General features: G+C 72.9%; 20 protein-coding genes. 11 read left to right on the top strand and 9 right to left on the bottom strand.

Features of this window, described 5'->3' with window-relative positions:
* Positions 1-172: 172 nt before the first annotated feature.
* The 3 genes from AB0D49_RS37615 (at position 173) to AB0D49_RS37605 (ending at position 3,136) form a co-directional block, all read left to right on the top strand.
* Entirely contained in the window at positions 173-1,057 is an 885-nt protein-coding gene (locus tag AB0D49_RS37615) for an alpha/beta hydrolase (protein ID WP_362767295.1), read from the top strand.
* A 63-nt stretch (positions 1,058-1,120) separates the two neighbouring features.
* Positions 1,121-2,182: a helix-turn-helix domain-containing protein gene (locus AB0D49_RS37610; RefSeq protein ID WP_362767292.1), complete on the top strand. Its 1,062-nt coding sequence runs from the start codon at positions 1,121-1,123 to the stop codon at positions 2,180-2,182.
* Between the two features lie 198 nt (positions 2,183-2,380).
* Positions 2,381-3,136, top strand: coding sequence for a phage Gp37/Gp68 family protein (locus tag AB0D49_RS37605; protein ID WP_362767289.1), 756 nt, complete (start codon positions 2,381-2,383; stop codon positions 3,134-3,136).
* 106 nt (positions 3,137-3,242) lie between these two features.
* Here the strand turns inward: AB0D49_RS37605 and tcmP are convergent, their stop codons facing one another.
* Positions 3,243-4,379 (bottom strand): three-Cys-motif partner protein TcmP, encoded by a 1,137-nt coding sequence (gene tcmP / locus AB0D49_RS37600; protein WP_362767287.1) that lies wholly within the window; start codon positions 4,377-4,379, stop codon positions 3,243-3,245.
* Positions 4,380-4,906: 527 nt separating this feature from the next.
* On the opposite strand from tcmP, the gene AB0D49_RS37595 reads away from it, so the two are divergent.
* The 4 genes from AB0D49_RS37595 to AB0D49_RS37580 all read left to right on the top strand — a co-directional run bounded on the left by AB0D49_RS37595 (position 4,907) and on the right by AB0D49_RS37580 (position 9,253).
* A complete protein-coding gene (locus AB0D49_RS37595; RefSeq protein WP_362767284.1) occupies positions 4,907-5,041 on the top strand; it encodes a hypothetical protein in 135 nt (44 codons plus the stop codon).
* Between the two features lie 95 nt (positions 5,042-5,136).
* The gene (locus AB0D49_RS37590) at positions 5,137-5,937 is read left to right on the top strand and encodes an XRE family transcriptional regulator (protein WP_362767281.1); all 801 of its coding nucleotides are present in this window, start codon (positions 5,137-5,139) and stop codon (positions 5,935-5,937) included.
* A 10-nt stretch (positions 5,938-5,947) separates the two neighbouring features.
* The gene (locus AB0D49_RS37585) at positions 5,948-7,006 is read left to right on the top strand and encodes a hypothetical protein (protein WP_362767278.1); all 1,059 of its coding nucleotides are present in this window, start codon (positions 5,948-5,950) and stop codon (positions 7,004-7,006) included.
* A gap of 264 nt (positions 7,007-7,270) precedes the next feature.
* Positions 7,271-9,253, top strand: a complete 1,983-nt coding sequence (locus tag AB0D49_RS37580) for a glycosyltransferase family 2 protein (RefSeq protein ID WP_362767276.1) — start codon at positions 7,271-7,273, stop codon at positions 9,251-9,253.
* Between the two features lie 302 nt (positions 9,254-9,555).
* On the opposite strand, the gene AB0D49_RS37575 is transcribed toward AB0D49_RS37580, so the two are convergent.
* The 4 genes from AB0D49_RS37575 to AB0D49_RS37560 all read right to left on the bottom strand — a co-directional run bounded on the left by AB0D49_RS37575 (position 9,556) and on the right by AB0D49_RS37560 (position 15,228).
* Positions 9,556-10,359 (bottom strand): class I SAM-dependent methyltransferase, encoded by an 804-nt coding sequence (locus AB0D49_RS37575; RefSeq protein WP_362767273.1) that lies wholly within the window; start codon positions 10,357-10,359, stop codon positions 9,556-9,558.
* Between the two features lie 86 nt (positions 10,360-10,445).
* A complete protein-coding gene (gene rfbB, locus AB0D49_RS37570) occupies positions 10,446-11,414 on the bottom strand; it encodes a dTDP-glucose 4,6-dehydratase (RefSeq protein ID WP_362767270.1) in 969 nt (322 codons plus the stop codon).
* Positions 11,415-11,574: 160 nt separating this feature from the next.
* Positions 11,575-12,642 (bottom strand): glucose-1-phosphate thymidylyltransferase, encoded by a 1,068-nt coding sequence (locus AB0D49_RS37565; RefSeq protein WP_362767268.1) that lies wholly within the window; start codon positions 12,640-12,642, stop codon positions 11,575-11,577.
* A gap of 207 nt (positions 12,643-12,849) precedes the next feature.
* Entirely contained in the window at positions 12,850-15,228 is a 2,379-nt protein-coding gene (locus tag AB0D49_RS37560) for a SpoIIE family protein phosphatase (protein WP_362767265.1), read from the bottom strand.
* Positions 15,229-15,501: 273 nt separating this feature from the next.
* Here AB0D49_RS37560 and AB0D49_RS37555 point away from each other — a divergent pair, with 273 nt between their 5' ends.
* Positions 15,502-17,628: a SpoIIE family protein phosphatase gene (locus tag AB0D49_RS37555; RefSeq protein WP_362767263.1), complete on the top strand. Its 2,127-nt coding sequence runs from the start codon at positions 15,502-15,504 to the stop codon at positions 17,626-17,628.
* 268 nt (positions 17,629-17,896) lie between these two features.
* Here the strand turns inward: AB0D49_RS37555 and AB0D49_RS37550 are convergent, their stop codons facing one another.
* A complete protein-coding gene (locus tag AB0D49_RS37550; protein WP_362767260.1) occupies positions 17,897-19,207 on the bottom strand; it encodes a S1 family peptidase in 1,311 nt (436 codons plus the stop codon).
* A 129-nt stretch (positions 19,208-19,336) separates the two neighbouring features.
* Between AB0D49_RS37550 and AB0D49_RS37545 the strand changes: the two genes are divergently transcribed.
* On the top strand, positions 19,337-19,750 hold the full coding sequence (locus AB0D49_RS37545) for a PaaI family thioesterase (protein WP_362767257.1): 414 nt from the start codon (positions 19,337-19,339) through the stop codon (positions 19,748-19,750).
* A gap of 219 nt (positions 19,751-19,969) precedes the next feature.
* Here AB0D49_RS37545 and AB0D49_RS37540 read toward each other — a convergent pair whose 3' ends face one another.
* From AB0D49_RS37540 to AB0D49_RS37530, 3 genes are all read right to left on the bottom strand, one after another.
* A complete protein-coding gene (locus AB0D49_RS37540) occupies positions 19,970-20,494 on the bottom strand; it encodes an SRPBCC family protein (RefSeq protein WP_362767254.1) in 525 nt (174 codons plus the stop codon).
* Positions 20,491-20,853, bottom strand: coding sequence for a metalloregulator ArsR/SmtB family transcription factor (locus tag AB0D49_RS37535; RefSeq protein WP_362767251.1), 363 nt, complete (start codon positions 20,851-20,853; stop codon positions 20,491-20,493). Before AB0D49_RS37535 ends, AB0D49_RS37540 begins: the two co-directional genes overlap by 4 nt.
* 216 nt (positions 20,854-21,069) lie before the next feature.
* Positions 21,070-21,504: a subtilase-type protease inhibitor gene (locus AB0D49_RS37530; protein WP_362767248.1), complete on the bottom strand. Its 435-nt coding sequence runs from the start codon at positions 21,502-21,504 to the stop codon at positions 21,070-21,072.
* Between the two features lie 316 nt (positions 21,505-21,820).
* Between AB0D49_RS37530 and AB0D49_RS37525 the strand changes: the two genes are divergently transcribed.
* Both AB0D49_RS37525 and AB0D49_RS37520 read left to right on the top strand, forming a co-directional pair.
* On the top strand, positions 21,821-22,351 hold the full coding sequence (locus AB0D49_RS37525; protein WP_362767245.1) for a hypothetical protein: 531 nt from the start codon (positions 21,821-21,823) through the stop codon (positions 22,349-22,351).
* Positions 22,352-22,523: 172 nt separating this feature from the next.
* Positions 22,524-23,693: a lactate 2-monooxygenase gene (locus tag AB0D49_RS37520; RefSeq protein ID WP_362767243.1), complete on the top strand. Its 1,170-nt coding sequence runs from the start codon at positions 22,524-22,526 to the stop codon at positions 23,691-23,693.
* Positions 23,694-23,998: the final 305 nt, after the last annotated feature.

Here is a 23,998-nt window from a genome sequence, read left to right as displayed (position 1 = left end):
GCGGGGCGGGCGGTGCCGCACCGTACTGACCGGTTGCTGATCGGCCCCCGCTGTACTGCTGCCCGGCCGCTCACCGGCGGCCGACCGGCTACTGACCGGTTGCTGATCGCCGTGGCCCAGCCTGGTCCGGTCAAGTCAGTCCCCCTCCACCCACTCGGGAAGAAGGCCCCTCATGACACCCACCATCCCCGGCTTCGACCAGGTCCGGCTGCCCGGCGCGGACGGCGTCGAACTGGCCGCGTCCGTCGGCGGCGACCCCGGCGCCAGCCCGGTCGTACTGCTGCACGGCTTCCCGCAGACCCGGCTGATGTGGCGGCACGTCGCCGTGCGCCTCGCCCGCGAACACCACGTGATCTGTCCCGACCTCCGGGGCTACGGCGCCAGCGACAAGCCGGCCGCCACCGGTCCGGACGTGTACGCCAAGCGCACCATGGCCGCCGATGTCGTAGCCCTGGCGGCGGCGCTCGGACATGAGCGCTTCGCCCTGGTCGGCCACGACCGGGGCGCCCTGGTCGCCTTCCGGGCCGGGCTCGACCACCCGGAGATCCTCACCCACCTCGGCATTCTGGACATCGTGCCGACGCTCGACATGTGGCGCGTGTTGCAGGGCACCTCGGCGGCCGTCGGCTACCACCTCTTCCTGATGGCCCAGCCGCCCGGACTGCCGGAGCTGATGATCGCCAACAGCGCGGACGCGTTCTTCGGCTCGTTCCTCGACGCCTGGGGCGGCGACCCGGCGGCGCTGCCGGAGGAGGTGCGGGCCGCGTATCTGCGGGCGAGCGCGGCGGCGGTGCCGTCGATCGTCGCGGACTACCGGGCCTCGGCGGGTATCGACGTCACCCATGACCAGGCCGACCTGGACGCCGGTTCGCAGCTGGCGATGCCCGTGACGGTCGTCCAGCAGGACTGGGGCGCCCGCCTCGGCTACGACGCCGCCGAGGTGTGGCGGGCGTGGGCACCGGACCTGGACCACCGGCTGACCCGGGCGGGACACTTCATGGCGGAGGAGGCGCCCGAGGAGATCACATCGGCGATCCAGGACCTGCTGAAGCGGTGACAGCCGAGGGATGACGCGGGAAGACTCGGGGAAGAGACGGGAAACGCGTGATGGGGGCCGGGGATGCTGGTCACGGAGTTCAGCACGGAGATCGTTCCGGCGGCCGAGCGGTTCGAGCTGTTCCACGACTTCACCAGCCGCTCGCACATGCCCAACCGGCTGCGCAGCACTCATCAGGACGATTTCCGCGCCCGGATGCGGATGCTGCACATGGCGGACATCCAGATCTCCGCCATGAACTTCGCCCATCTGGAGGTCACCCGGACCCCGAAACTCATCAGGCAGTCCGACCCGGAGGCGTATCAGATCAACTACTTCGCACGTCAGACGGGGCTGCTCTCCTTGGCCGGAACGGATACGGCACTGCGCGAAGGCGACCTGGTGGTGATGGACACCAGCCGCCCCTACCGTGGGGACGTCCGTGCCGTCGGTGGCGGCTGGCCGCATATGACCGTTCAGTTTCCGCGCTGGCTCATGCCGTTGCCGGAGAAGACGGTCCAGCGGCTGTACGCCGTCCCGATCAGCGGGCGCGAGGGGATGGGCGCGATGCTCGCCCAGTGGCTGACCGCCCTCAACACGGGCGCCCGCGACTTCACCCGGGCCGATGTCCCCACCCTCGCCTCGGTCACCCTCGACCTGCTGGCGTCCGTCGTCGCCCACTGTCTGGAGGCCGAGGGCGTCCTGAGCCCGGAGACCCGGCGGAACGCGCTCCGCGCCCAGATCGACACCTTCGTCGAGCAGCACCTCGCGGACCCGGCCCTGACCCCCCGCACCATCGCCGACGCCCATCACATCTCCCTGCGCCACCTCCAGCGGCTGCTCGCGGAGAACGGCACCTCCCCCGCCGTCTGGATACGCGACCGCCGACTGGAGCGCTGCCGTACGGACCTGGCCGATCCCCGGCTCGCCGACCGCACGGTCCAGGCGACCGCCGAACGCTGGGGCTTCACCAACGCCGCCCATTTCAGCCGCCTCTTCCGGGCGGCGTACGGGATGTCCCCACGGGACTACCGGAATCTGCCGGCCGGGGAGCGGGCGGACCGGTCCCTCGGCGCGGGGGCGCACGGCACGCGCGTCCGAGGTGAGGCGGGGGCCGGGTGTCTCGGGACATCCATACCGGACTAGCCGATCCCGGACTAGCCGATCCCGGGGTGGCCGATCCCGGGGTGGCCGTCGCCGTCGCCGGGGTCGCCGTCACCGGGGTCTCCCGGGAGCACTAGATTCTGGACGCATCGTCGTCGTCGGAGGGCCCGTTGGACAGCGTGCGTCCGGCGTCCCGTGCCCCGCGGCGCGGCGGAGCAGCCGAGCGGCAGGAGGAGACCGGTGGGCGACCGCAGTGCGATCGAGTGGACCGAGGCGACCTGGAATCCCACCACCGGCTGCGACCGGGTCTCGCCCGGCTGCGACCACTGCTACGCGCTGACCCTGGCGAAGCGGCTGAAGGCGATGGGCGCGGCGAAGTACCAGAACGACGGTGATCCCCGGACGTCCGGACCGGGCTTCGCGGTGACGCTGCACCCGGACGCCCTCGACGTCCCGTACGGCTGGCGGAGTCCGCGGACGGTGTTCGTGAACTCGATGTCCGATCTGTTCCACGCGCGGGTGCCGATCGCGTTCGTCCGCCAGGTGTTCCAGGTCATGGCGGACACACCGCAGCACACCTACCAGGTGCTCACCAAGCGGGCGCGGCGCCTGCGGCAGATCGCCCCGCGGCTCGACTGGCCGGACAATCTGTGGATGGGCGTGTCGGTGGAGAGCGAGCGGGAGCTGACGCGCGTCGAGGATCTGCGCGGGGTCCCCGCGGCCGTACGGTTCCTGTCGTGCGAGCCGCTGCTGGGGCCGCTGGCGGGACTGGATCTCGACGGCATCCACTGGGTGATCGCCGGTGGTGAGTCCGGCGCCGGGCACCGGCCACCGGAGGAGGACTGGGTCACGCAGATCCGGGACCGGTGTCAGGACGCCGGTGTCGCCTTCTTCTTCAAGCAGTGGGGCGGGCGCACCCCGAAGTCCGGTGGCCGTCTCCTGGAGGGCCGGACCTGGGACCAACTACCAACTACCACTGACGGCCTGACCATCTGACCGTCTCACCACCTCACCGCCTGACCGTCTCACCACCTGACCGTCTCACCGCCCCACCACCTCACGGATCATCACCCGGCGTCGCTCACACCTCACACCTCACACCTCACACCGCACGCCGCCCCGGCTGGAGCCGGATCTCACGGGTCCTGCGCACACCCACCCCACTGGTCGTCGTCCTCCCCTGCTCGTACAGCAGCCGCACCGCCCGCCGTACCACCGGCTCGGTGACCTGTCCGTAGTAGGGCCCGAAGATGGCGAGGGTGTGATCGACCAGCCGGAATGGCCGCCGGGTCTGTGCCAGCAGCGTCGCCAGGTTCTTCGTGATCTGCGGCAGGGCCCTGGCCTCCACCTCCTTCGGATCGGGCCGGGTGACGGAAACCCTGGTGAACAGCGCCCCGTCGTCCTCCTCCTCGCGCTCCTGGAGCGTCTCCCACCACACGGACCGGGCGCGGGCCACGGAGTCGCCGAACACCCACAGGCCGTAGGGGCTGCGGGTGGCGAACACCAGCCGGTAGACGGCCCGTTTGCGCGGCGAGTGCGACACCGGCACGGACTGCACGACCATCCCGGTCCGGCGCGCCAGTCGGCGGGAGTACTCGGCGGCGACCTCCTCGATGGCGTCCTCGGCCGCGCCGTCCGCGCCCCGGGACGCCACCGCGTCGGCGAAGTACTCCCGCCACCAGGTCCCGCCGCACACATCGTCGAACCGCCGCAGCGACCGCTCGTTCCCCTTCGGGGACCGGACATGGCCGCCGAGGCGCCATACGGCCATCATGCTGAAGTTCATCAGCAGCTCGGTGGCCGGGCGTTTCTGGGGCCGCCGGTGCGCCAGGACCTCGACGAGGCGGTTCTGCGGCAGGACGAGCCCGGTGGGGTCCAGGAAGAGGAACAGCGGCTCCCGCTCGGCCCGCCCGACGACCCGGTCGAGAACGCCGTCCACCTCGCCGTGGTGGACGTACGCCCTGACGTTCCGCCGCTGGTACGGCTCCACGACCTTGCGCAACCGGTCGAAGGACTTCGCCTGCGGTTCGCAGAAGAAGCACTCCAGTGTGAGCCCCGCTGCGCCGCGCAGGTACGCGGCGACCCGCAGCGCGATCTCCGCCGAGGCGGGTTCACCGCTCTCGTAGCGGCCCTCCCCCGCGTATCCGTCGAGATAGACGACCCGTCCGTCGCGGGACTGGGTTCCGGTCATTCCGCCGAACTGCGGCAGATAGCGCTTGAGAAGATCATGTTTGAACACACTGGGCAGTGATCTGTCCGCCCAATAGTCTCCGCCCGTGCCCGCCGACATCGCCCACCCCCACCGCCGCCTGTTTCCGCACTCGTCTGGTCACAGATGGTGAGGCAGTGGGCGGGGACGGACAAGGTCGGGCGAACAATGCCGGGTCGCTCCACGGGATCGGACAGACGGGGCGAGGGCGGCCCCTCCGGGTCCTGCTTCAGCACGAGGGGCCGCCGTGGCCTTCCGGACCGGAAGGCGCGACGCCGGGCGGGGCGTACGCCGAACCATGGCGCCGATCCCGCCCACGCCGCACTTCGATACACGGATTCGCCTCCAAAAGCGTTCATTCGGGCGGGATCTACCGGTGCCCGCGGCCGTTCTGCGGTAGGGGATCGAGGAACGGGCGCGGTTATTGTTCCGTAACCCCATGATCACGTTGAGGGGCGCACGCCCGGCGCACCATGCTGGTCCCCCGACTCCCCGGGGCGCGTCAGCACCGCATCGGAGGAGCCTTCCGGACCAGTCTGCTGTTCAAGGAAGGTGCAATGACCCACCAGCAAGTGATGATCACGGTCGTGTACGACGGTGGGGGCGAGCCCTCCAACTCCGTGCCCGTGCCCGTGTACATGTCCGGGCCCGTGCCCGTGTCCGTGTCCGCCGGCAGTGGGGAGACGTCGTGATGATGCCCCCCATGGTGCCCGGACCGGCCGGAGGCGAACCGCCGCCGAGTCGTCGTGGGCGTCCCCCGGAACCGATCTGCAAGACGGCCGGGCCCGTGCACCGGACCTGGCTGGAGCCGGTCCGCAACCGGCTCGCGGAGAGCCGGCTGACCCTCGACGAACTCGTCAGCCGCTCCGGCTACTCGAAGACCCGGCTCTCCGAACTCCTGCGCGGCAAGGGCTACTACCCGAGCTGGGAGATCACCTACAGCGTGATCCGCGCCCTGGAGATACCGGTCGCGCCGCTGCGCCGACTCTGGATGGCGGCGGCGATGGAAGCGGCCAAGGACAGCGCCTGGATCAAGAGCGGTATCGAGGACGTGCATCCGCTCGACCCGGAGGACCAGCCCGTCGCACACCTGGGATTCACCCAGGCCATGCGGCCCCCCTACACCGTCTACGCGCAGGCGTTCCTCCAGTCCCGGGAGCGGGCCCGGCAGGTGGTCGGGGAGACGTTCGACATCCTCTGGCTCAACTGGGCCGAGGCGACCCGGAGCGAGGACACACCGCGCTACGCCTGGGAGTTGCTGCGCCGCATGGTCGTCGCCCGCGCCCCGAAGCGTCCCGACGGCCGCCCCGATCTTCGGGCGGCGGCGTTCTCCACCGCCGTACAGGCCGAGATTCCCGACCTGGCGGACCGGCTGGCCCGGATCGACACGCTCGCCCGCTTCTTCGACGACATCGCCGGGCTCTCCCCGGACCAGCGGGACGTCCTGGTGCTGCGCTATCTGTGCGGTGTCCGCCAGGACGCCGTACCGGGCATCCTCGGGCTGTCCCCGGCGGTCACCCACACCCTGGACCACCACGCCCGCGGCGCCCTGGACCAGCTCCGCCCCGACACCGATGCCCAGGAGTGATCACCCCGCCATGAGCACTGTCGACGACCTCCTCGCCCAGTCGCTGCTGCTGGTGCAGCCCCCTGTGCCGTCCGATGTCGTGCCGTACGACGATCTCGCGCTCGCCGGGTTGGCGGGCGCCCTGCCGCTGTGGGAGGAGCAGCCCTCCCGGGCCGACGGCGGCGCCACGGAGAATCTGACCGCGCTGTGCGAGGCGGTCGTGGCCCACTGCACGCCCGAGCAGCTCGCCGATTTCCTCACCGATCAGGTGCCGCAGCCGCGGGCCGCCTGGATACTCGGCTGCGTCCTGCACATCGCCGGTGCCGACGACGGCGCCCGCTTCTGGTGGCAGTACGCCGCCGGAGCCGACAACGCCCCGGCGTCCTACTGCCTCTACCTCCAGCACCTCGCCCGGGGCGACACCCACGCCGCCGCCCTGTGGCGGGCCCAGGCCGACGCGCACACCCGGCACGGCGAGGTGCCGCCCGCGGACGGGCCCGCCTACCGCATGATGACCGTGGACACCAGTCTCGCCACCGTCCTGCGCATCCTCAGCCGCCTCACCTGCACCGCCCCGCGCAGCCTGACCCCCGTGGCGAAGGCGGTCATCGCGTTCGTCGCCCGCGCCGTCGCCATCGGCTACGACCGTCACCCGGACCTGGAGATCCCGCTGCCCGGACCGGACTTCGCCGAGCAGATCGAGCTGATCGCCACGGCGGCCACCGGCCGGGGCGAGCCGGTCCGCGCGCCGGACGCCGGGGGCCTGCCCAGCCGCACCCCCCACCCGGGCGCTCCCGGTCACGGCCGGGTCCGGGACCCGGGGTGCGATCCGAAGGGGTTCATGGTGGAACTGGTGGAGGTGACCGACGGCAAGCGCACCCCGGTGCCGCCGTCCGGCCACGAGTTCTTCGGGAACGCGGCCACCGTCTGCTGGAGAGCCGCCACGGCCGCCAACCGGGCCGACAGCCATGGACCGGGCGCGGCCTACTACCTCGACCGCTTCCGCACCCGCACCGCGCTGGTGCTCACCAGCGGCCCCACCCGATCCCAGCCGGGCCCCCGCCCGGCACACCGCGGACGACACCTGTGACGCCCCGCTCCCTGGCCCGTGGCGTCGTCGATGTCGAGGGGCCACAGGCGCGGGGTCCCGGACGGGTCGATCACCGTCGTCAGGATGTCCGCGCGGGGTCGAAGGGGCCGCCCCGGCACTGCGGTCGCTGGTGTCGGCGGTGCTGGCGCGGAGGCGGGGGTGACAGTTGCTCCACGGCAGCCGCACAGCACTCCGGGCTACCATCGGCCACCATCCCAATTCCCTTGGTATGAACGGCGGAAGAACCCTGAGGGGGGCCAGACGTTGCCGGTCAAGGTCAGTGTCATCGTTCCGGTGTACAACCCCGGGCACTACATCGACGACTGTGTCGACTCCCTGCTGCGGCAGTCGCTGCCTCCCGACGCGTACGAGATCGTCTTCGTCGACGACGGCTCCACCGACGCCACTCCGGCCCGGCTGGACGCGCTGGCCGCCGAGCACGAGCGGGTGCACGTCGTCCACCAGGAGAACTCCGGCTGGTCCGGCAAGCCCCGCAACGTCGGGATCGCCGCCGCCCGGGGCGAGTTCGTGATGTTCGTCGACAACGACGACTACCTCGGCGACGAGGCCCTGGAGCGGATGTACGACTACGGGGTGGCCCATGGCGCCGATGTGGTGGTCGGCAAGATGGCCGGCAAGGGACGCGGGGTGCCGGTCGAGCTGTTCAAGGTGAACCGGCCCCGCGCCTCGGTCGAGAACGCCCCGCTGATCGACAGTCTCACCCCGCACAAGATGGTCCGCCGGGAGTTCCTGGAGCGGACCGGGCTGCGGTTCCCCGAGGGCCGAAGGCGCCTTGAGGACCATGTCTTCGTCACGGAGGCGTTTCTGCGCGCGGCCAATGTGTCGGTGCTCAGCGACTACGTCTGCTACTACCACGTCCGCCGCGACGACTCGTCCAACGCCGGGTTCCAGCGGTTCGACCCCGCCGGGTACTTCGGGAACCTGCGGGAGGCGCTGGACGTGGTGGAGCGGTACACCGAGCCGGGCGCGGTGCGCGACCGGCTGTTCCGGCGGTGGCTGCGCAACGAGATGGTCGAGCGGCTGCGCGGACAGCGGTTCCTGTCGGCGCCCGAGGACTTCCGGCGGGATCTGTTCGAGCAGATCCACCGGGTGGTGGTCGAGCGGTTCGGGCCGGGCGTGGCCAAGGGGCTCCAGCCGACCCAGCGGGTGGTGGCCGCGCTGGCGGCGGCCGGGCGCTACGACGAGGTGACCGCGTTCGCCGAGTGGGAGTCCGGCATCGGTCTGAGGGCCGTCCCGGAGCGGGTGGAGTGGCGGGACGGGGCACTGCGGGTGGGGCTGAGCGCGGAGTTGACCGCGCACGGCGAGCCGCTGACGTTCCCGGCGGGCTCCGCCGCCGACGGCTCCGCCGCGCCGGGGGACGGGCCGCCGCTCGATGTGGCGGCGGCCGTCGACTGGGTGGGCGCCGACACCCGGGCCCGCTTCGACCGGGCGACGCTGGAGGTGCAGCTCCGGGAACGGGCCAGCTCCGCCGTCCACTTCCAGCCGGTGGAGTACACGCGTGAACGGGTGCCCGTCGGCGACGGCTCACGCGTGCGGCTGGTGCTGCGCGGTACGGCCACCGTGGACGGCGCCGGTGCCGTGGACGGCGGGCCGCCGCCCGGCGGGCTGTGGGATCTGGACGTCCGGGTGAAGCTGGGCGGCTGGACCAAGGGGCGGCGCGTCGGCCCCGCTCCGGCGGCCCTGCGCACGCCGCCCCCGGCCGGTGTGGTCGCCGGACAGGTGCTGCTGCCGTTCTGGACGCCGCGGCACGGCAATCTCTCGCTGGACGTCGACCGGGCACGCGAGAACCCGGGCCTGGAGCGGACGGCGCCGGACGCGGTGCGCTGCGCGGACGGCCGGCTGACCGCCCGGCTGGCACTGCATGTGGCCGCCCGCACCGCTGTGGTGCTGCGGCTGACGGCGGCGGGCGCGGACAGGTCCGTGGACATGGCGGCGACGCTCGTCCCGGACCCGCGGGACACACCCCACGGCGCGCTGCTGGAGGCGGAGTTGCCGGTGGACGGCCTCGACGGCGGCCGGGAGTGGCGGCCGTCCCTGAACCTCACGCCCGAGGCGGACGAGGCGGACGAGGCGGACGAGGTGCGGTTCCATCCCCTGCCGGTGCGGCTGCGCGCGGGCACGGACGGCACCGTCACCGTGCTGCGGGCGACCCGCGCCGGAGCGCTGCCCCGGCTGACCCGGAGGATCGCACGGAGGCTACGGGTGCGGGGGCGGCGGCGGGGGTGATGGGCCGGGGAGGCGCACCTGTATGCCTGACGCGCGGCCGTCACGGACCGGTCACCGTGGCCGTACACCGCCGCCGCCGCCGCCGCTGACGACGGCGGCGGCGGCGGCCGTGACGGACCTGGACTCCCGGCCGTAGCCTGGAAGCGGGGGCGGTGCCCGTGCGGGGCGCCGCCCCCTTCACCGTCCGGGCGGGACGCCGCCCCCTTCACCGTCCGTGCAAGGCGCCGCCCCCTTCGTCCGGGCGGGACGCCGCCCCCAAGGGCACCGGCGGGGCACCCCCCACTCAGCGCCCACGTGCGGCGTCAGCGGGCGACCGCGTACTCCTCCAGCGCGCGGCGCAGGGCCGGCCAGCCGCGGGAGCGCCCCGCGCCGATGTTGCGGGCGCGGGCCAGCGGGCCCCAGAACCCGGCGGAGAGCAGGTCCTCGGCGCGGACCGCGCGGACCCGGTCGAGGATGGCCTCGGGCACCTTCTGCGGGTCGGGGACGTCGAACTCGGCCATGATCTCGTCGTACTTGTCGCTGAGCACGGTGTTGCCGGGGTCGGCGCCGAACACCACGAGCTGGCCGGTGGGCTCGGTGTCGACGAGGACCGTCACCAGGTCGGGGCGGTGCCGGGTGAGGATCTCCACCAGCTTGTAGACGTCACCGGTCCAGGCGTTGGTGTGCCGGTCGCGGGCGGCCTCGTCGATGCTGCGCGGCAGCATGTCGTCGAAGACGATGACACTGGCCCAGTCGGCGTGCTTCTCGATGTTGATGAAGTCGCGCAGCGCGTACTCGAACAGGTGCATCCCGTCGATGAAGGACAGGTCGAGCGTGGTGCGCCGCCAGTGGCCGAGCGGGCTGCGGCCCCGGGCCAGGTTGCGCAGCGGGTGCCGGCCGCCCTTGAGATGGGCGAGCGGATTGTCGCGGGCGAAGAAGTCGTCGCTGGTCGCCTTCACGAGGTGGACGTCGCAGCGGATCTCGCTGACCACCTTGAACGCCGGGTCGATGGCGATGCTCGGCACCCGGGACAGGGTGAGGCTGCGCCCGTCGTTGACACCGATCTCCAGGTAGTTGCGGTTGGCGGCGGCCTTGTGCAGGCCCCGCAGGAACTCATGGCGTTTCACGCTGGTGACTCCTCGCGGATCTGGGGCTGTGCTTCGTGCGTCGTGCTTCGTGCGTCGTGCCGTGCGGGTCAGGGGGCGGGGCGCGCTCAGGTCGGGACCTCGCGCTGCTTGAGCGCCCGCCACCAGGCGCGGTGGGTGCGGTACCAGGCGACGGTGGTGGCGATGCCGGACTCGAAGTCGTGCAGCGGCCGGTAGCCGAGTTCGGCGCGCGCCTTGGTCCAGTTGACGCTGTGGCGCAGCCGGCGGGCCTTGCGGTCGGTGACGTGCTCGACCATGTCCCAGTCTTCCCCGCAGACGTCGAGGATCAGGGCGGTGAGGTCCTTGTTGGTCAGTTCGGTGCCGCCGCCGATGTTGTAGATCTCGCCGGGTCTGCCCTTGGTGCGCACCAGTTCGATGCCGTGGCAGTGGTCCTCGACGTGCAGCCAGTCGCGGACGTCGAGGCCGTCGCCGTACAGGGGGACCTTCTTGCCCTCCAGGAGATTGGTGATGAACAGCGGGATCACCTTCTCGGGGGACTGGTACGGGCCGTAGTTGTGGGAGCAGCGGGTGACCCGGACGTCCATGCCGTGGGTGTGGTGGTAGGCGAGGGCGAGCAGGTCGGAGGAGGCTTTGGAGGCGGAGTAGGGGGAGCTGGGGCGCAGCGGGTGTTCCTCGGGCGAGGAACCGGCCTTGATCGATCCGTACACCTCGTCGGTGGAGATCTGCACGAAGGTCTCGACGCTGTGCCGCAGGGCGGCGTCCAGGAGGGTCTGGGTGCCGAGCACATTGGTGCGGACGAATCCGCCGTCGCCGTCCCCGGTGCGGTCGGCGGCGGACGCGGCGGCGAAGTGCACCACCTGCCGGGTGCGGGCCATCACCCGGTCGACGACGACCGGGTCGCAGATGTCGCCGTGGACGAACTCCAGCCGGGGGTGGCGGTCCGGCAGGTTGTCCCGGGTGCCGGCGTGGGTGAGCCGGTCGAGCACCGTGACCCGCGGTCCGCCGGGCCGGGCCAGCAGCCCGCGGACATACGTGGAGCCGATGAACCCGGCGGCGCCGGTGACGAGGAGGTTCATTTGGGGATCTGCACCTTGGTCAGCTCTGGGACTGCGGGGGTGCGGCCGGGCCGCGCCGGTCGCGGGTGGGGAATCGCGGGCATCGCGACGATCACGGGGAACGCGTGGGGAGTGGGGACTCCCGCCGTTTCCCGGGGTGCCGTGCCGTGCGGGCCGCCGCTCATGTGCGGATCTGCACCTTGCTGTGGTCGCCGAGGACGAGCCGGTGGGCGCTCGGGACCGGCGGGGCGGTGGTGACCTCGACATGGCGGCCGATGAGGGAGTTCTCGATCCGGCCGACCCCGGCTATGGACGAGTCGCGCAGCACGATGGAGAACTCCAGCTCGCTGTCGCTGATCCGGCAGTTCTCGGAGATGGAGGTGAAGGGGCCGACGTAGGAGTCCTCGATCACCGTGCCGGAGCCGACGACGACGGGGCCGACGATCCGGGAGCCGGTGATCCGGGCCCCTTCCTCGACCACGACCCGCCCGACGAGTTCGGAGGTCTCGTCGACCTGGCCGTCGATCCGCCGTTCGACGCCTTCCAGGACCGTGCGGTTGACCTCCAGCATGTCGGCGACGTTCCCGGTGTCCTTCCAGTAGCCGTGGATCACGCTGGAGCGGACGTCGGCGCCGCTGTCCAGCAGATGCTGGAGGGCGTGGGTGATCTCCAGTTCGCCGCGCCAGGACGGCTGAACGGCCCGGACCGCCTCGTGGATCAGCGGGGTGAACAGGTACACGCCGACCAGGGCGAGGTCGCTGCGGGGCCGGCGGGGCTTCTCCTCCAGCCGGACGACCCGGCCCGCGGCGTCGAGTTCGGCGACCCCGAAGGCCCGGGGGTCGGCGACGCGGGTGAGCATGATCTGTGCGTCGGGGCGGTGGGTGCGGAACTCCTCGACCAGCCCGGCGATCCCCCCGACGACGAAGTTGTCGCCGAGGTACATCACGAAGTCGTCGTCGCCGAGGAAGGGGCGGGAGATCAGGACGGCGTGGGCGAGACCGAGCGGGCGCTCCTGGGGGATGTAGGTGATCCGCAGGCCGAACTTGGATCCGTCGCCGACGGCTTCCTGGATCTCCGCGGCCGTCTCGCCGACGACGACACCCACCTCGGTGATCCCGGCCTCGGCCAGCGATTCCAGGCCGTAGAACAGCACGGCCTTGTTGGCGACCGGGACGAGTTGTTTGGCCGAGGTGTGCGTGATCGGCCGGAGGCGTGTTCCGGCGCCGCCGGACAGCACAAGTGCCTTCATCTGGCACACCATAGCCGGGGAACGGCCGGAATGGAGGGGCTCCGTTGTGGTTCCGTATCACTCCGCTCCGACTGCTGTTTCCCGTGGCGTCACCTGGGCAAGGCGGGTGCCGGGCCCGGGGGTTGGGGCGGGCGGTGCCGGAGCGCCGGGCGGGTGAGGGGGTAACGTCGTATTGACGCAGGGTGGTTGAGTCGTCACTCATGGTGGCTATTGGTCGGTCATCAGGGTGATCTCGCTCCAGACCTGTTTGCCGCCGCTGACCGGGACCGTGCCCCAGGTCGCCGACAGGGCCTCCACCAGCAGCAGTCCCCGGCCACCGGTGGCCTCCCAGCCGATGCTGGTGGGCTTGACCGGGCTGCGCGGCGAACCGTCGGCGACGGCGACCCGCAGCCGCCCGCCGAGCAGGGTGAGATCCAGCCGGACCCGCCCGTCGGTGTGCACCAGGGCGTTGGTGACCAGCTCCGACACCACCAGCAGCACGGTGTCGCAGGCGTCGGTGACGTCCCAGGCCCGCAGTGTGCGGCGGGTGAAGCGGCGGGCCTGCCGGACCGCCTCCGGGACCCGCCACACCGTCCAGCTCTCCCGGCGCGGGCGCACCGCGAGTCCGTCGTAGCGCATCAGCAGCAGCGCGATGTCGTCGTTGCGGTGGGCGCCGACCAGCAGCGCGTCGGCGACCGTGCCCAGGTGGGCCGGGTCGGCGTCGGCCAGCTCCCGCGCCAGCCGGTCGAGGCCCTCGTCGATGTCGTGCCCGGCGGCCTCCACCAGGCCGTCGGTGACCAGGGCGATCAGGGTGCCGGGCCGCAGCCGCAGCTCGGTCATCGGGAACTCGGCCTGGGCGAGCACCCCGAGCGGTGGTCCGCCCTCCGTGTCGGCGGGCGCGGTGGAGCCGTCCGGGTCGCGCAGCACGGGCGGGAGGTGTCCGGCGCGGACGCACCAGGCGGAGCCCTCCTCGGTGTCGACATCGACATAGGCGCAGGTGGCGAAGAGGTCGGTCTCCATCTCCAGCAGCAGCCGGTTGGCGTGGGCGACCACCACGTCCGGCGGGTGGCCCTCGGCGGCGTAGGCGCGCAGCGCGGTCCGCATCTGCCCCATCAGGGTCGCGGCGGCGGCGCTGTGTCCCTGCACGTCGCCGATGACCAGGGCGACATGGTTGTCGGGCAGCGGGATCACGTCGTACCAGTCGCCGCCCAGCTCCAGGCCGGCGGTGGCGGGGAGATAGCGGGCGACGGCGGTGGCGCCGGGCAGCCGGGGCAGTCGGCGGGGCAGCAGCTGGCGCTGGAGCATCCCGACCAGTTCGTGCTCGGCGTCGAAGGCGTGGGCGCGCAGCAGGGCCTGTCCGGCGAGCCCGGCGGAGGCGGTGAGCAGGGCGCGCTCGTCGGGGCCGAAGTCGTGCGGGGCGTCCCAGCCGATCAGACAGGCCCCGGCCATCCTGGTCCCGGCGGACAGCGGCAGCACGGCGAGACCGCCGGGGCCGACCTCGGCGAGCGCGGGTTCCAGCTCGGTTCCGGCGGGCCAGATCTGGGCGCGGCCCTCACGCAGGGCGGCGGCGAGGGTGGGCATGGCCCGCACCGGGGCCTCGGGCCACTCGGTGCGCCACTCCAGCCGCCACAGCTCGGGCCAGGCTTCGGGCTCGGGCGGGTCGAGGACGGTGACGACGAGCCGGTCGCCCTCCAGTTCGGCGAGGGCGATCCGGTCGGCGCGCAGCGGGCGGCGCAGCGCGGCAACGACGGCGTGGCTGACGTCCCGGACGGTCCCGGCGGTGGACAGCGCGGCGGCGAGGCGCTGGACGCGGGCCACGTCGGTGGCGTCCGAGCGGACGCTCGCGGTGTCGGCGACCGTGCCGACCAGCCGGGCGGCCCGGCCCTCGGCGGCGGGCAGCAGCCTGCCGCGCAGTCTGAGCCAGCGGGGCGGGCCGCTGGGGCGCAGCACCCGGAAGTCCAGTTCGCGTTCGCCGACGGACATGTGACCGGCCTCGACCACGGACATCAGGGACGGCAGGTCCTCGGGGACGGTCAGACCGAGCAGGGTCTCGACCCGGCCGTCGAAGTCCTGCGGGGCGAGCCCGAACAGGTCGAGCAGTTCCTCGCCGGTGTCTATCCGGCCGGTGTCCATGGCGAGCACGAAACCGCCGGGCGGCAGATCTGCGGCGGCGGGCGGACGCTCGGCCCGGACGGCGGTGACGGCCTCCGCGATCAGCTCGAGACAGGCCCGGTCCTCGGCTCCGAAGCCGTCCGGGGACTCGGTGACGGCGAGCAGCCGGCCGCCGTTGCGGGCGGGCACGGCGACGACGGACGCGCCCGCCGGGGACACCGTGCCGGGCGGCCGGGCGGTGTCGTAGACCTCGGGCACGCCGTACAGGGCGCGCGGGGCGCCGGCCGACTCCGTGAGCCGCAGTACACCCCCGCCGTCCCCGGCCGGGGTGTACACGGCGGCGAAGGTGGCGCGGGTGAAGGCGAGGACCTGCTCCAGGACCCGGTGGCGGCGCTCGGCGGTGTCGGGCTCGGCGGCCAGCGCCTTCAGGGCCGCCTCGGCACGCGCCAGCCGTGCTCCACGTCCCGTAGCGCCCTCTTTGACCACGTCCGTCATTACAGCGCGTATACGGTCGTGGCGCAGCCCCTGTGCACCGGGTCGCCGCGACGCTCCGGGCGGACACGGCAGCGCCGCGCGCCCCCTGGAATTCGCCGTGCGCGGGGACATGGACTCCGCGAGGCACTCCCCCGTACCGGCGGTGCGGACACGGTCGGCGCCGGAGCCGTCACCGGCGGTGGGCGGTGCCCGCTCGCCGTGCGCGCGGGCCCGACCCGGGAGAGAGTGTGTTCCCTGGGGCCCGTCCCTCCGCCGGTCGAGGAGGTGGTCGGCATGTCCGACGGGCAGCCTTCCGGGCGGCCGAGGGGCCCGGCCGGACGGCCGCTGCTGTCGCTCGCCCTGATCGAGATGATGGAGGGCGTGCACGCGCACTCCGGTGGGGTGTATTTGCTCGCGGAGGACGAGCCGGTGCTGGAGATGGCGGTCATCGCCGGGCTGCCGCGGTCCTTCGCCGCGCCCTGGGAGCGGGTGGGGCTGAGCACGCGGGTCCCGGTCGCCGACGCGGCGCGCGAGGGCCGGCTGGTGTGGGTGGGCGACGAGGAGGAGATGGCGAGCCGCTATCCCCGGGTCGCGGTGGTGCTGCCGTACCCCTTCGCGCTGGCCGCGCTGCCGCTGGCCACGGACACCACGGTGTACGGGGCGGTCTTCGTCACCTGGCCCGGGTCGCATCCGCCGGAGCTGCCCGACCGGGAGCGCGACCAGCTCGCGGCGGCCTGCCGCAGACTCGCCCTGCGCCTAGAGCGGCTGGCCGAGGACCGGCTGCCGCTGCCCCGCGAGCCGGATCTGCCGGGCGCGCGGCTGGTGGGCGGGGTGGCCGGGACGCTCGGTTCGGTGGCGGCGGTGCGGATGGCGGCCCGGCTGCCGTTCGGGCTGTGCTCACTGGACCTGCACGGCCGGATCGGGTTCGCCAACCCGGCGGCGGCCGAGCTGATCGGGGTCCCGGTGAGCCGGCTGCTGGGCACCCAGCTGTGGGCGGCGGTGCCCTGGCTCAACGACCCGGTCTACGAGGACCGCTACCGGGCCGCGCTGATCAGCCAGCAGATCACCTCGTTCGTGGCGCTGCGCCCGCCCGGCGACTGGCTGTCCTTCCGGCTGTATCCGGACCGCGACGGGCTGAGCGTCCGCATCGGCACGGCGCGGGCGCTGGCCGAACCCGGCCGCGGCGGGCCGGACGGCGGCGGGACACCGCCCCGGCTGGTGACCATCTCGCAGGTGCTGGGCCTGGCGGGCGCGCTGACCGAGGCGGCGAGCGTGCAGGACGTGGTCCAGCTGGTCGCGGACGAGGTGGCCCCGGCGGTGGGCGCTCAGGCGGTCGTCCTGCTCACCGCGCGGGCCGGGCGGATGCAGGTGCTCGGCCACCGCGGGTACCCCGACACGGAGATCGTCGAGCGTTTCGACGGGACCCCGCTGTCCGAGCCGACCCCGGGCGTCCAGTCCCTCAACAGCGCGGTACCGGCGTTCTACACGTCCCGGGAGCAGTTGGAGCGCCTCTACCCGGCGCGGCTCGCCACCCCGGACGGCTTCGCGGCCTGGGCGTACCTCCCGCTCATCGCCTCCGGCCGCCCGGTCGGCACCTGTGTCCTGGCCTACGCCGAGCGGCATCCCTTCCCCACCGAGGAGCGCGCGGTCCTCACCAGCCTCAGCGGACTGATCGCGCTGGCGCTGGAGCGGGCCCTGCTCTACGACGCCAAGAACCAGCTCGCGCACGGCCTCCAAGCGGCCCTGCTGCCCAGTTCGCTGCCGCCGCTGCCCGGTGTCGACGCGGCGGCCCGCTATCTGCCGGGCACCCGCGGGATGGACATCGGCGGCGACTTCTACGACCTGGTCGCGGCCCGGGGTACGGCCGCGGCGGTGATCGGCGACGTCCAGGGGCACAATGTGACGGCGGCCGGGCTGATGGGGCAGATCCGTACCGCCGTCCGCGCGTACACCACCGTGGGGCAGCCGCCGCACGAGGTGATGCGGTCCACCAACCGGCTGCTGATCGAGCTGGGTTCGGACCTGTTCGCGAGCTGTCTGTATCTGCGACTCGACCCGGCGCGCGGCCGGGCGGTGATGGCACGGGCCGGTCATCCGCCACCGCTGCTCAGACGGCCGGACGGACAGGTACGGGTGCTGGATCTGGCGGGCGGCCCGCTGCTCGGCATCGACGCAGCGGCGGCCTATCCGACGACCGAGGTCGAACTCGTCCCGGGCTCCGTGCTGGTGCTGTACACGGACGGGCTGATCGAGTCCCCCGGGGTCGACATCGAGGACGCCCTCACCGGCCTCGGCGACCGGCTGCGCCGGGCGGGCCACCTGCCGCTGGACGAACTGGCGGAGGCGTTGATGGGGCGGGGCACGGCGGAGGGGGAACGACCGGACGACGTGGCGCTGCTGGTGCTGCGCGCGACGGGGTGAGGGGGCCGGGGGTGACGGGACCGGCCGGGATACACACCGGTGGCCCGGCTCTCCCGCCGGGAGCCGGACCACCGGTGCGGTCACCGACCGCGGTGGGGTGCGGTCGGTGGGTCTTGGTGACCCTGGGGTCTTGGTGAACCCTGGGGTCTGCGTGACTGCGTGAGACCTGGTGGGTCCTCGTGGGTTCTCGTGGGTTCTCAAGAACCCTCGTGGGTCGTCGTGGGTTCTCGTGAACCTCGTGCTGGAACCCTCGTGGGGCCGGCGGGTTCTAGTACGTCCGGGTCAGCGCGGAGTCGTCGGCCTCGCGCCCGCCCTGTCCCGTGTCGCCGCCCAGACCGTCGGCTATGCCCGAGCCGTCGCCGCCAGCGCCGGAGTCGTCACCGCCGACACCCGAGTCGTCACCGCCGACGCCGGAGTCGTCACCGGCCCCGGCCCCGTCCTCCGCGCCCGCGCCCGCGTCTCCGGCCCCGCCCGCGCCCAGCGTCGCGCCCACCGCCGCCAGCGCCGTCGTCACCGGCTGGAAGAAGGTCTCGCCGCCCACCGTGCAGTCGCCGCTGCCGCCGGAGGTGAGGCCGATGGCCAGGCCGTCCTGGGTGAACAGGGAGCCCCCGCTGTCGCCGGGCTCGGCGCAGACGTCGGTCTGGATCAGACCGGTGACCGTGCCCTCGGGGTAGTTGACGGTGGCGTCGAGACCGAGGACCTGGCCGTCGGAGAGCCCGGTCGTGGAGCCCATCCGGAAGACCTGCTGGCCGACCGTGGCCTCGGCGGCGGCGCTGATCGCCACGGTCTGGTCGCCGAGGTTCACCTCGCTGGGCGCCACGGTCGCCGGGTCGTCGTAGCGGACCAGCGCGAAGTCCCCGGCGCCGGGGAACACGGCCTGGTCGACGGTGGCGACCGGGGCGCCGCCCTGCGCTTCGGACCACTGCTCGACGGCGACCCCGCAGTGTCCGGCGGTGAGGAAGGCGGGGGCGCCGTCGCCCGCGGTGACGTTGAACCCGGCCGAACAGCGCGAACCGCCGCCGAAGATGGCATCGCCGCCGGACAGGAACGTCCGGAACGTGCCGGACGACTTCTTCAGTGTGGCCATGCCGTCGCCGAGCCCCTCGACGGTGGACTCCAGGGTGTCCCAGTTCGCGCCGGTGACCGTGGAGTCGGCGGTGACCAGGATCTTGTTGGTGCGCGGGTCGACCGCCCAGGAGGTGCCCGGGATGGTCGCCTCGCTCTTCAAGGTCCCCGCGGCCGAGGTCAGTTCGGCGGCGCTGTTGTCGACCTGCCGTACGACCGCTCCGGCGCTCTTGGCCTGGACGATCACCTGGTTGTCGTCGCCGACGACATTGACGACGAGCTGTCCGTTGTCGGCGTCGTAGTAGGAACCGGCGAAGGCGTCCCCGAGCGCTCCGGCGAGCTGGGAGGCGAGGTCCGAGGCGTCGCCCGCCTTGAGCGTCCGGGGCGCGGCCGTCGTGGAGGCGCCGTCCTGGGACGCGTTGGCGTTCGGCAGCAGGATCGCCGCCGCACCCAGCGCGGCGACACCGCCCACCGCGATGATGGCCTTGCGCTTCGGAATTCGCTTGTGACTCAACCTACTCGACCTCCTGGGGACGGGCTCCGCCACCGTTGCGCGGCGGTTGGGGGGCGCCTGACTGGCCACTGGTACGCACGGGGCGGGCGGGGCGTTCAATCGCCTCGGCGGACGGGAAGGATCGGCCCCATGACGATGACCCCCGCAGAGGGCGACCGGATGCTCGCCGACTTCTTCGCGCCGTGGGTGCGTGAACTCGGTCTGAGCGTCGAGTCGGTGGGCGAGGACCGGGCCGTGCTGCGGCTGCCGTGGTCGGACCGGCTGGCCCGGGACGGCGGTGCGCTGTCCGGGCAGGCGCTGATGGCCGCCGCGGACACCGCCACGGTGATCGCGGTGGCGGCGGCCCGGGGCGGCTACGGGCCGATGACGACCGTGCAGCAGTCGACGACGTTCCAGCGCGCGGTCGTCGGGAGCGATGTGCGGGTCGAGGCGGTGGTGACGAAGCTGGGCCGCCGGACGGCGTTCGCCGACATCACACTGACGACGGTGGACTCCGGTGCGCTCGCGGCCCGCGCGAGCACGGTGTACGCGCTGCTCGGCTGACCTCCCGCCGGTGACCGCCGTGCTGGGCGCGGTGTGGCTCCGGCTGACTCCGGCCGTGCTAGCTGCTGATGTTCATGCCGCTGGAGGACACCGGGGGGCGGCTGCGCGAGCTGGTGCGGCGGCGACTGACCTGAGGGGCAGGTGGGTTGGTGCGGCGGCGACTGACCCGAGCGGCAGGTCGATTGGTGCGGCGGCGGCTGACCTGGGCGGCAGATGGGTTCAGGCGCCGGGGATGGCCGCGCCGGACGGGAAACCGGCGGTGACATAGCCGTCGTAGTAGCCCCGCCACGCGGCGGTGGGTCCGGCGTGCGGGCCGTCGAAGGATGTGCCGTGGGCCTTGGTGTCGAGGGCGGCGAGGCAGACCTCCCAGCCCGCGCCGTTGCGGGCGGCGGTGTCCTCGGCGACGAGCACGTTGGTCAGGGTGAAGCGGGTGCGTCCGTCGTCCAGCGGTTCCAGGTCGAAGTGGAGTTCGTCGCCGCCCCACTCGAAGGAGAGATGGCGGGGCGGGTCGACGGCGATGATCCGGCCCGGGTGGTCCGCCATGCCCGGGTCGCCGCTGAAGGCGACGGCGCCGCCGGGCCGCAGATCCATCTCGGCGCGGGCGGGGAACCATCCGGCGAGTTCGTCGGCGTCGGTGACGAAGTGCCAGACCCGGTCGACGGGGTGGTCGTAGATCCGGGTGAAGCGGATCGCCGGGCGGCCGTCGTCGAGGGTCAGGAAGGTGCCGGTGAGGTCGGCGGTCATGGGGGATCAGTCCTTCGGTGCGGGGGCGAATCGGTGCGGTCCGACGGGCCCGCCGTCTGGTCGAGGCGGTGACCGAGGGCGTCCAGGCCGCGGTTCCACAGGGCGCGGTAGGGCGCGAGCCAGGCGTCGAGTGCGGCGATGGGCGCGGGGTCCAGCGCGTACACCCGGCGCTGCGCGTCCTGCCGGACCTGGACGAGGCCCGCCTCGCGCAGTACCCGCAGATGCTTGGAGGTGCCGGGCTGGCTCAGTCCGGTGTGCCGGACCAGCTCGCCGACGGACCTCGGCCGCTCCAGGAGCAGCGCCACGATGGCCCGCCGATGGGGATCGGCGAGGGCGGCCCAGAGCGCGTCGTCGGACATGCGTTCCAATATTCCTCACGGGTTATATACCCGTCAAGGAATGCAGGATGGGAGTCTTCCCGGAAACGCCGTCGGGGTCGGCGGGCGGCCCCACACCGCCCATCGACCCCCTGTGCGAGATCGCAGTGACCCCGTGACAGGCGTCCGCTCTCCCCACTCACGGCCGCTCGCTGCGCTCACGGGAACCGGCGATCCCGGTCCTCGGGCGGCGGCTGCCTAGAAGGAGAAGACTCCGGCGCCGTGCGCGCGCATCATGCAGTCGTTCGGGAAGGTGCGCTCATAGGCGACGCGGTTGCCCTGCCAGACGCCGGAGACGGTGACCACGACCGGGCGGTAGTCCCGGGTGCACATCACGGCGGCGTCGGCGGTCAGGGCGTGGAAGTCGCCGCCGACCCGGCCCAGTTCGGCGCAGGCCGCGCGGGGCGCCGGGTGGGTGCCGCGGGGCGCGGGGGCGCAGCTCAGGGTGACGGCCCGCTCGGGCGCGGCGGCGGTGGCGCTCTCGCCGCGGCCCATGGTGAGCACCAGGGCGGACGGGGCGTAGAGCGAGGCGGGGGCGGTGGCGGGGGCGGCGAGGGCGGCTCCGGTCAGGGGTCCGCAGACGGCCGTGACGGTGAGGCCGAGGGTCGCTGCCCAGCGCGCGGTGTTCCGCATTGTGTGCATCCTTCCGCTTGAGGAACGGGGGCCGCTGCCCGGTGGGGCGAGCGGCGAGCGCGAGTCTGCCGAGTCCGGCCCGGAAACTCATCTCGACCCCATCGATTTAAGTAACCTTGCGTATTGAATCAGTGGCGTGAAGTGACGGAATGGGAACGACACCACCGCTGTTTCACGCGGTTCTTGATCGTCGGGCGTGGCCGGATGGCCGTTTCGTCCCGACCCGGCAATCGGCCTGAAACATTCCGGTTCCGCTCTCGGCGGACCGGACCTGCACACCCTTGCCTTTCGCCGATTGCGGAGTAATCGTCATTACATGATTACTTCGGAGCAGACAGAGAAGGTACGCGGATGGTTCGCGGGCCGGCTGCCGGAGGACCTCTTCGAGGAACTGGCCGAGGTCACGGTCGACCGCGAGGAGATCACGGTGGTCGGCCGCATACCGGAACCCCGGCTGGCCGAGGACGCCTCCGCCACCGAGCGGACGGCGGCGGTGCAGGGCCGGATCCAGGAGTTCCGGGAGCGCACCCGCGAGGCCCGTATGGCGGTCGCCCGCGAGGCCGAGCACGGCTTCGGCCGCAAGGTCTCCTGGGGCGTGCTCTGCGGTGCGGAACGCGCCCTGTTCACCCATGTCGCCGCCCCGGTGATGACCCGGCTGCGCCAGCCCGAGCGCCGGGTCCTGGACACGCTGGTCGCCTCCGGCGTGGCCCGCAGCCGCAGCGAGGCCCTCGCCTGGTGCGTCCGCCTGGTCCAGCGCCACGAGGACGACTGGCTGGCGGAGTTGCGCGCGTCGCTGGAGCAGGTGCAGCGGGTCCGGGCGCAGGGACCGGACGCCACGGGGGCGTGAGCGGCGGACCCCGGTCGGGCGGGCGGGGAACGCCGGGGAGCACCGGCCCATGGTGCGCACCCGCTCGCCGACCCTGAAACCCCTCCCGGCCCTGGACGCGTCCCGACCGGCTGGTCAGCATGGTCGGGACCGAACAGGACACGCGCGCGACGGCGAGAGGCGGAACGCACGGATGGGCAAGCACTGGGCGGACTTCCAGTACGAGATCTATCTACACGGGATGACGGGCGCGGTGCCCCGGCTGCCCACCGATCTGACCCGGCTGGAGGAGATCACCGCCCGGCGGCTCGGTCCAGGACCGGTCGGCTATGTGGCGGGCGGCGCCGGGGACGGCAGCACGGCCCGCGCCAACCGGGAGGCGCTGCGGCGGCGCCGGATCGTGCCCCGGATGCTGCGTGACGTCCAGGACCGGGATCTGTCGGTGGAGGTGCTCGGCCGGTCCCTGCCCGCCCCGCTCGCGCTGGCGCCGATCGGCGTGCTGTCGATCCTGCACCCGGACGCCGAGCGCGCCGCCGCCCGCGCCGCCGCCGCGCACGGGGTGCCGTACATCCTGTCGTCGGCGTCCAGCACCCCGATGGAGGAGGTCGCCGAGGCGATGGGGGACGCGGAGCGGTGGTTCCAGCTGTACTGGTCCAAGGACCGTGAGGTGACCCGGAGTTTCCTCGGCCGGGCGCGGAGTTCCGGGTACTCGGTGCTGGTCGTCACCCTGGACACTCCGCTGCTGGCCTGGCGCCCGCGCGATCTGGACCAGGCGTATCTGCCGTTCCTGCACGGTGTGGGGACCGCCAACTACTTCACCGACCCGGCGTTCCGCGCGGGCCTGGCCAAGCCGGTGCACGAGGACCGGGACGCGGCGGTGATGCGTTTCGTCGGGCTGTTCGCCGACCCGGGGAAGACCTGGCCGGATCTGGCGTTCCTGCGGGAGAACTGGGACGGGCCGATCGTGCTGAAGGGGGTGCTGCACCCGGACGACGCCCGGCTCGCGGCGGACGCCGGGATGGACGGGGTGGTGGTGTCCAACCACGGCGGGCGGCAGGTGGCGGGCTCGGTCGCGGCGGCCGACGCGCTGCCGGGGATCGCGCGGGCGGTCGGCGACCGGCTGACCGTGCTGTTCGACAGCGGCGTCCGCACCGGCGACGACGTCGTGAAGGCGCTGGCGCTCGGCGCGCGGGCGGTGCTGCTGGGGCGGCCGTACGCGTACGGGCTCGGGCTGGACGGACAGGCGGGCGTGGAGCATGTGATCCGCTGTCTGCTGGCCGAACTCGACCTCACACTGGCCCTGTCCGGACATGCGACACCGGCGTCGGTGACGGCGGCGGACCTGGTGGAGGAGGGGCGTTAGCCCGCCGGGCCGTGCGGGTCGGCGGGGCTCGGCGGATGGGGGCGAGCACCATGGAGCCATGCCCCAGCGGCAGCCGCGCCCGGTGGGGCTCGGCTGATGTCTTCAACCGGCTTAGGTCTGCAACCGGCTGGTGTCTTCAACCGGCTTGCGTCTGCAACCGGCTGACGTCTTCAACCGGCTTACGTCTGCAACCGGCTGACGTCTTCGACCGGCTGATGTCTTCAACCGGCTCGTCGGCCGGGGCGGCAGCCGCACCGACCGCGCGGGCCGTCCGGCGCTCGCCTCCGACGCTGCCGTCGCCGCCG

Origin of the sequence: Streptomyces sp. NPDC048290 (assembly GCF_040652095.1) — a bacterium.
GTDB lineage: Bacteria > Actinomycetota > Actinomycetes > Streptomycetales > Streptomycetaceae > Streptomyces.
This window is presented reverse-complemented; position numbering and strand designations above follow the sequence as displayed.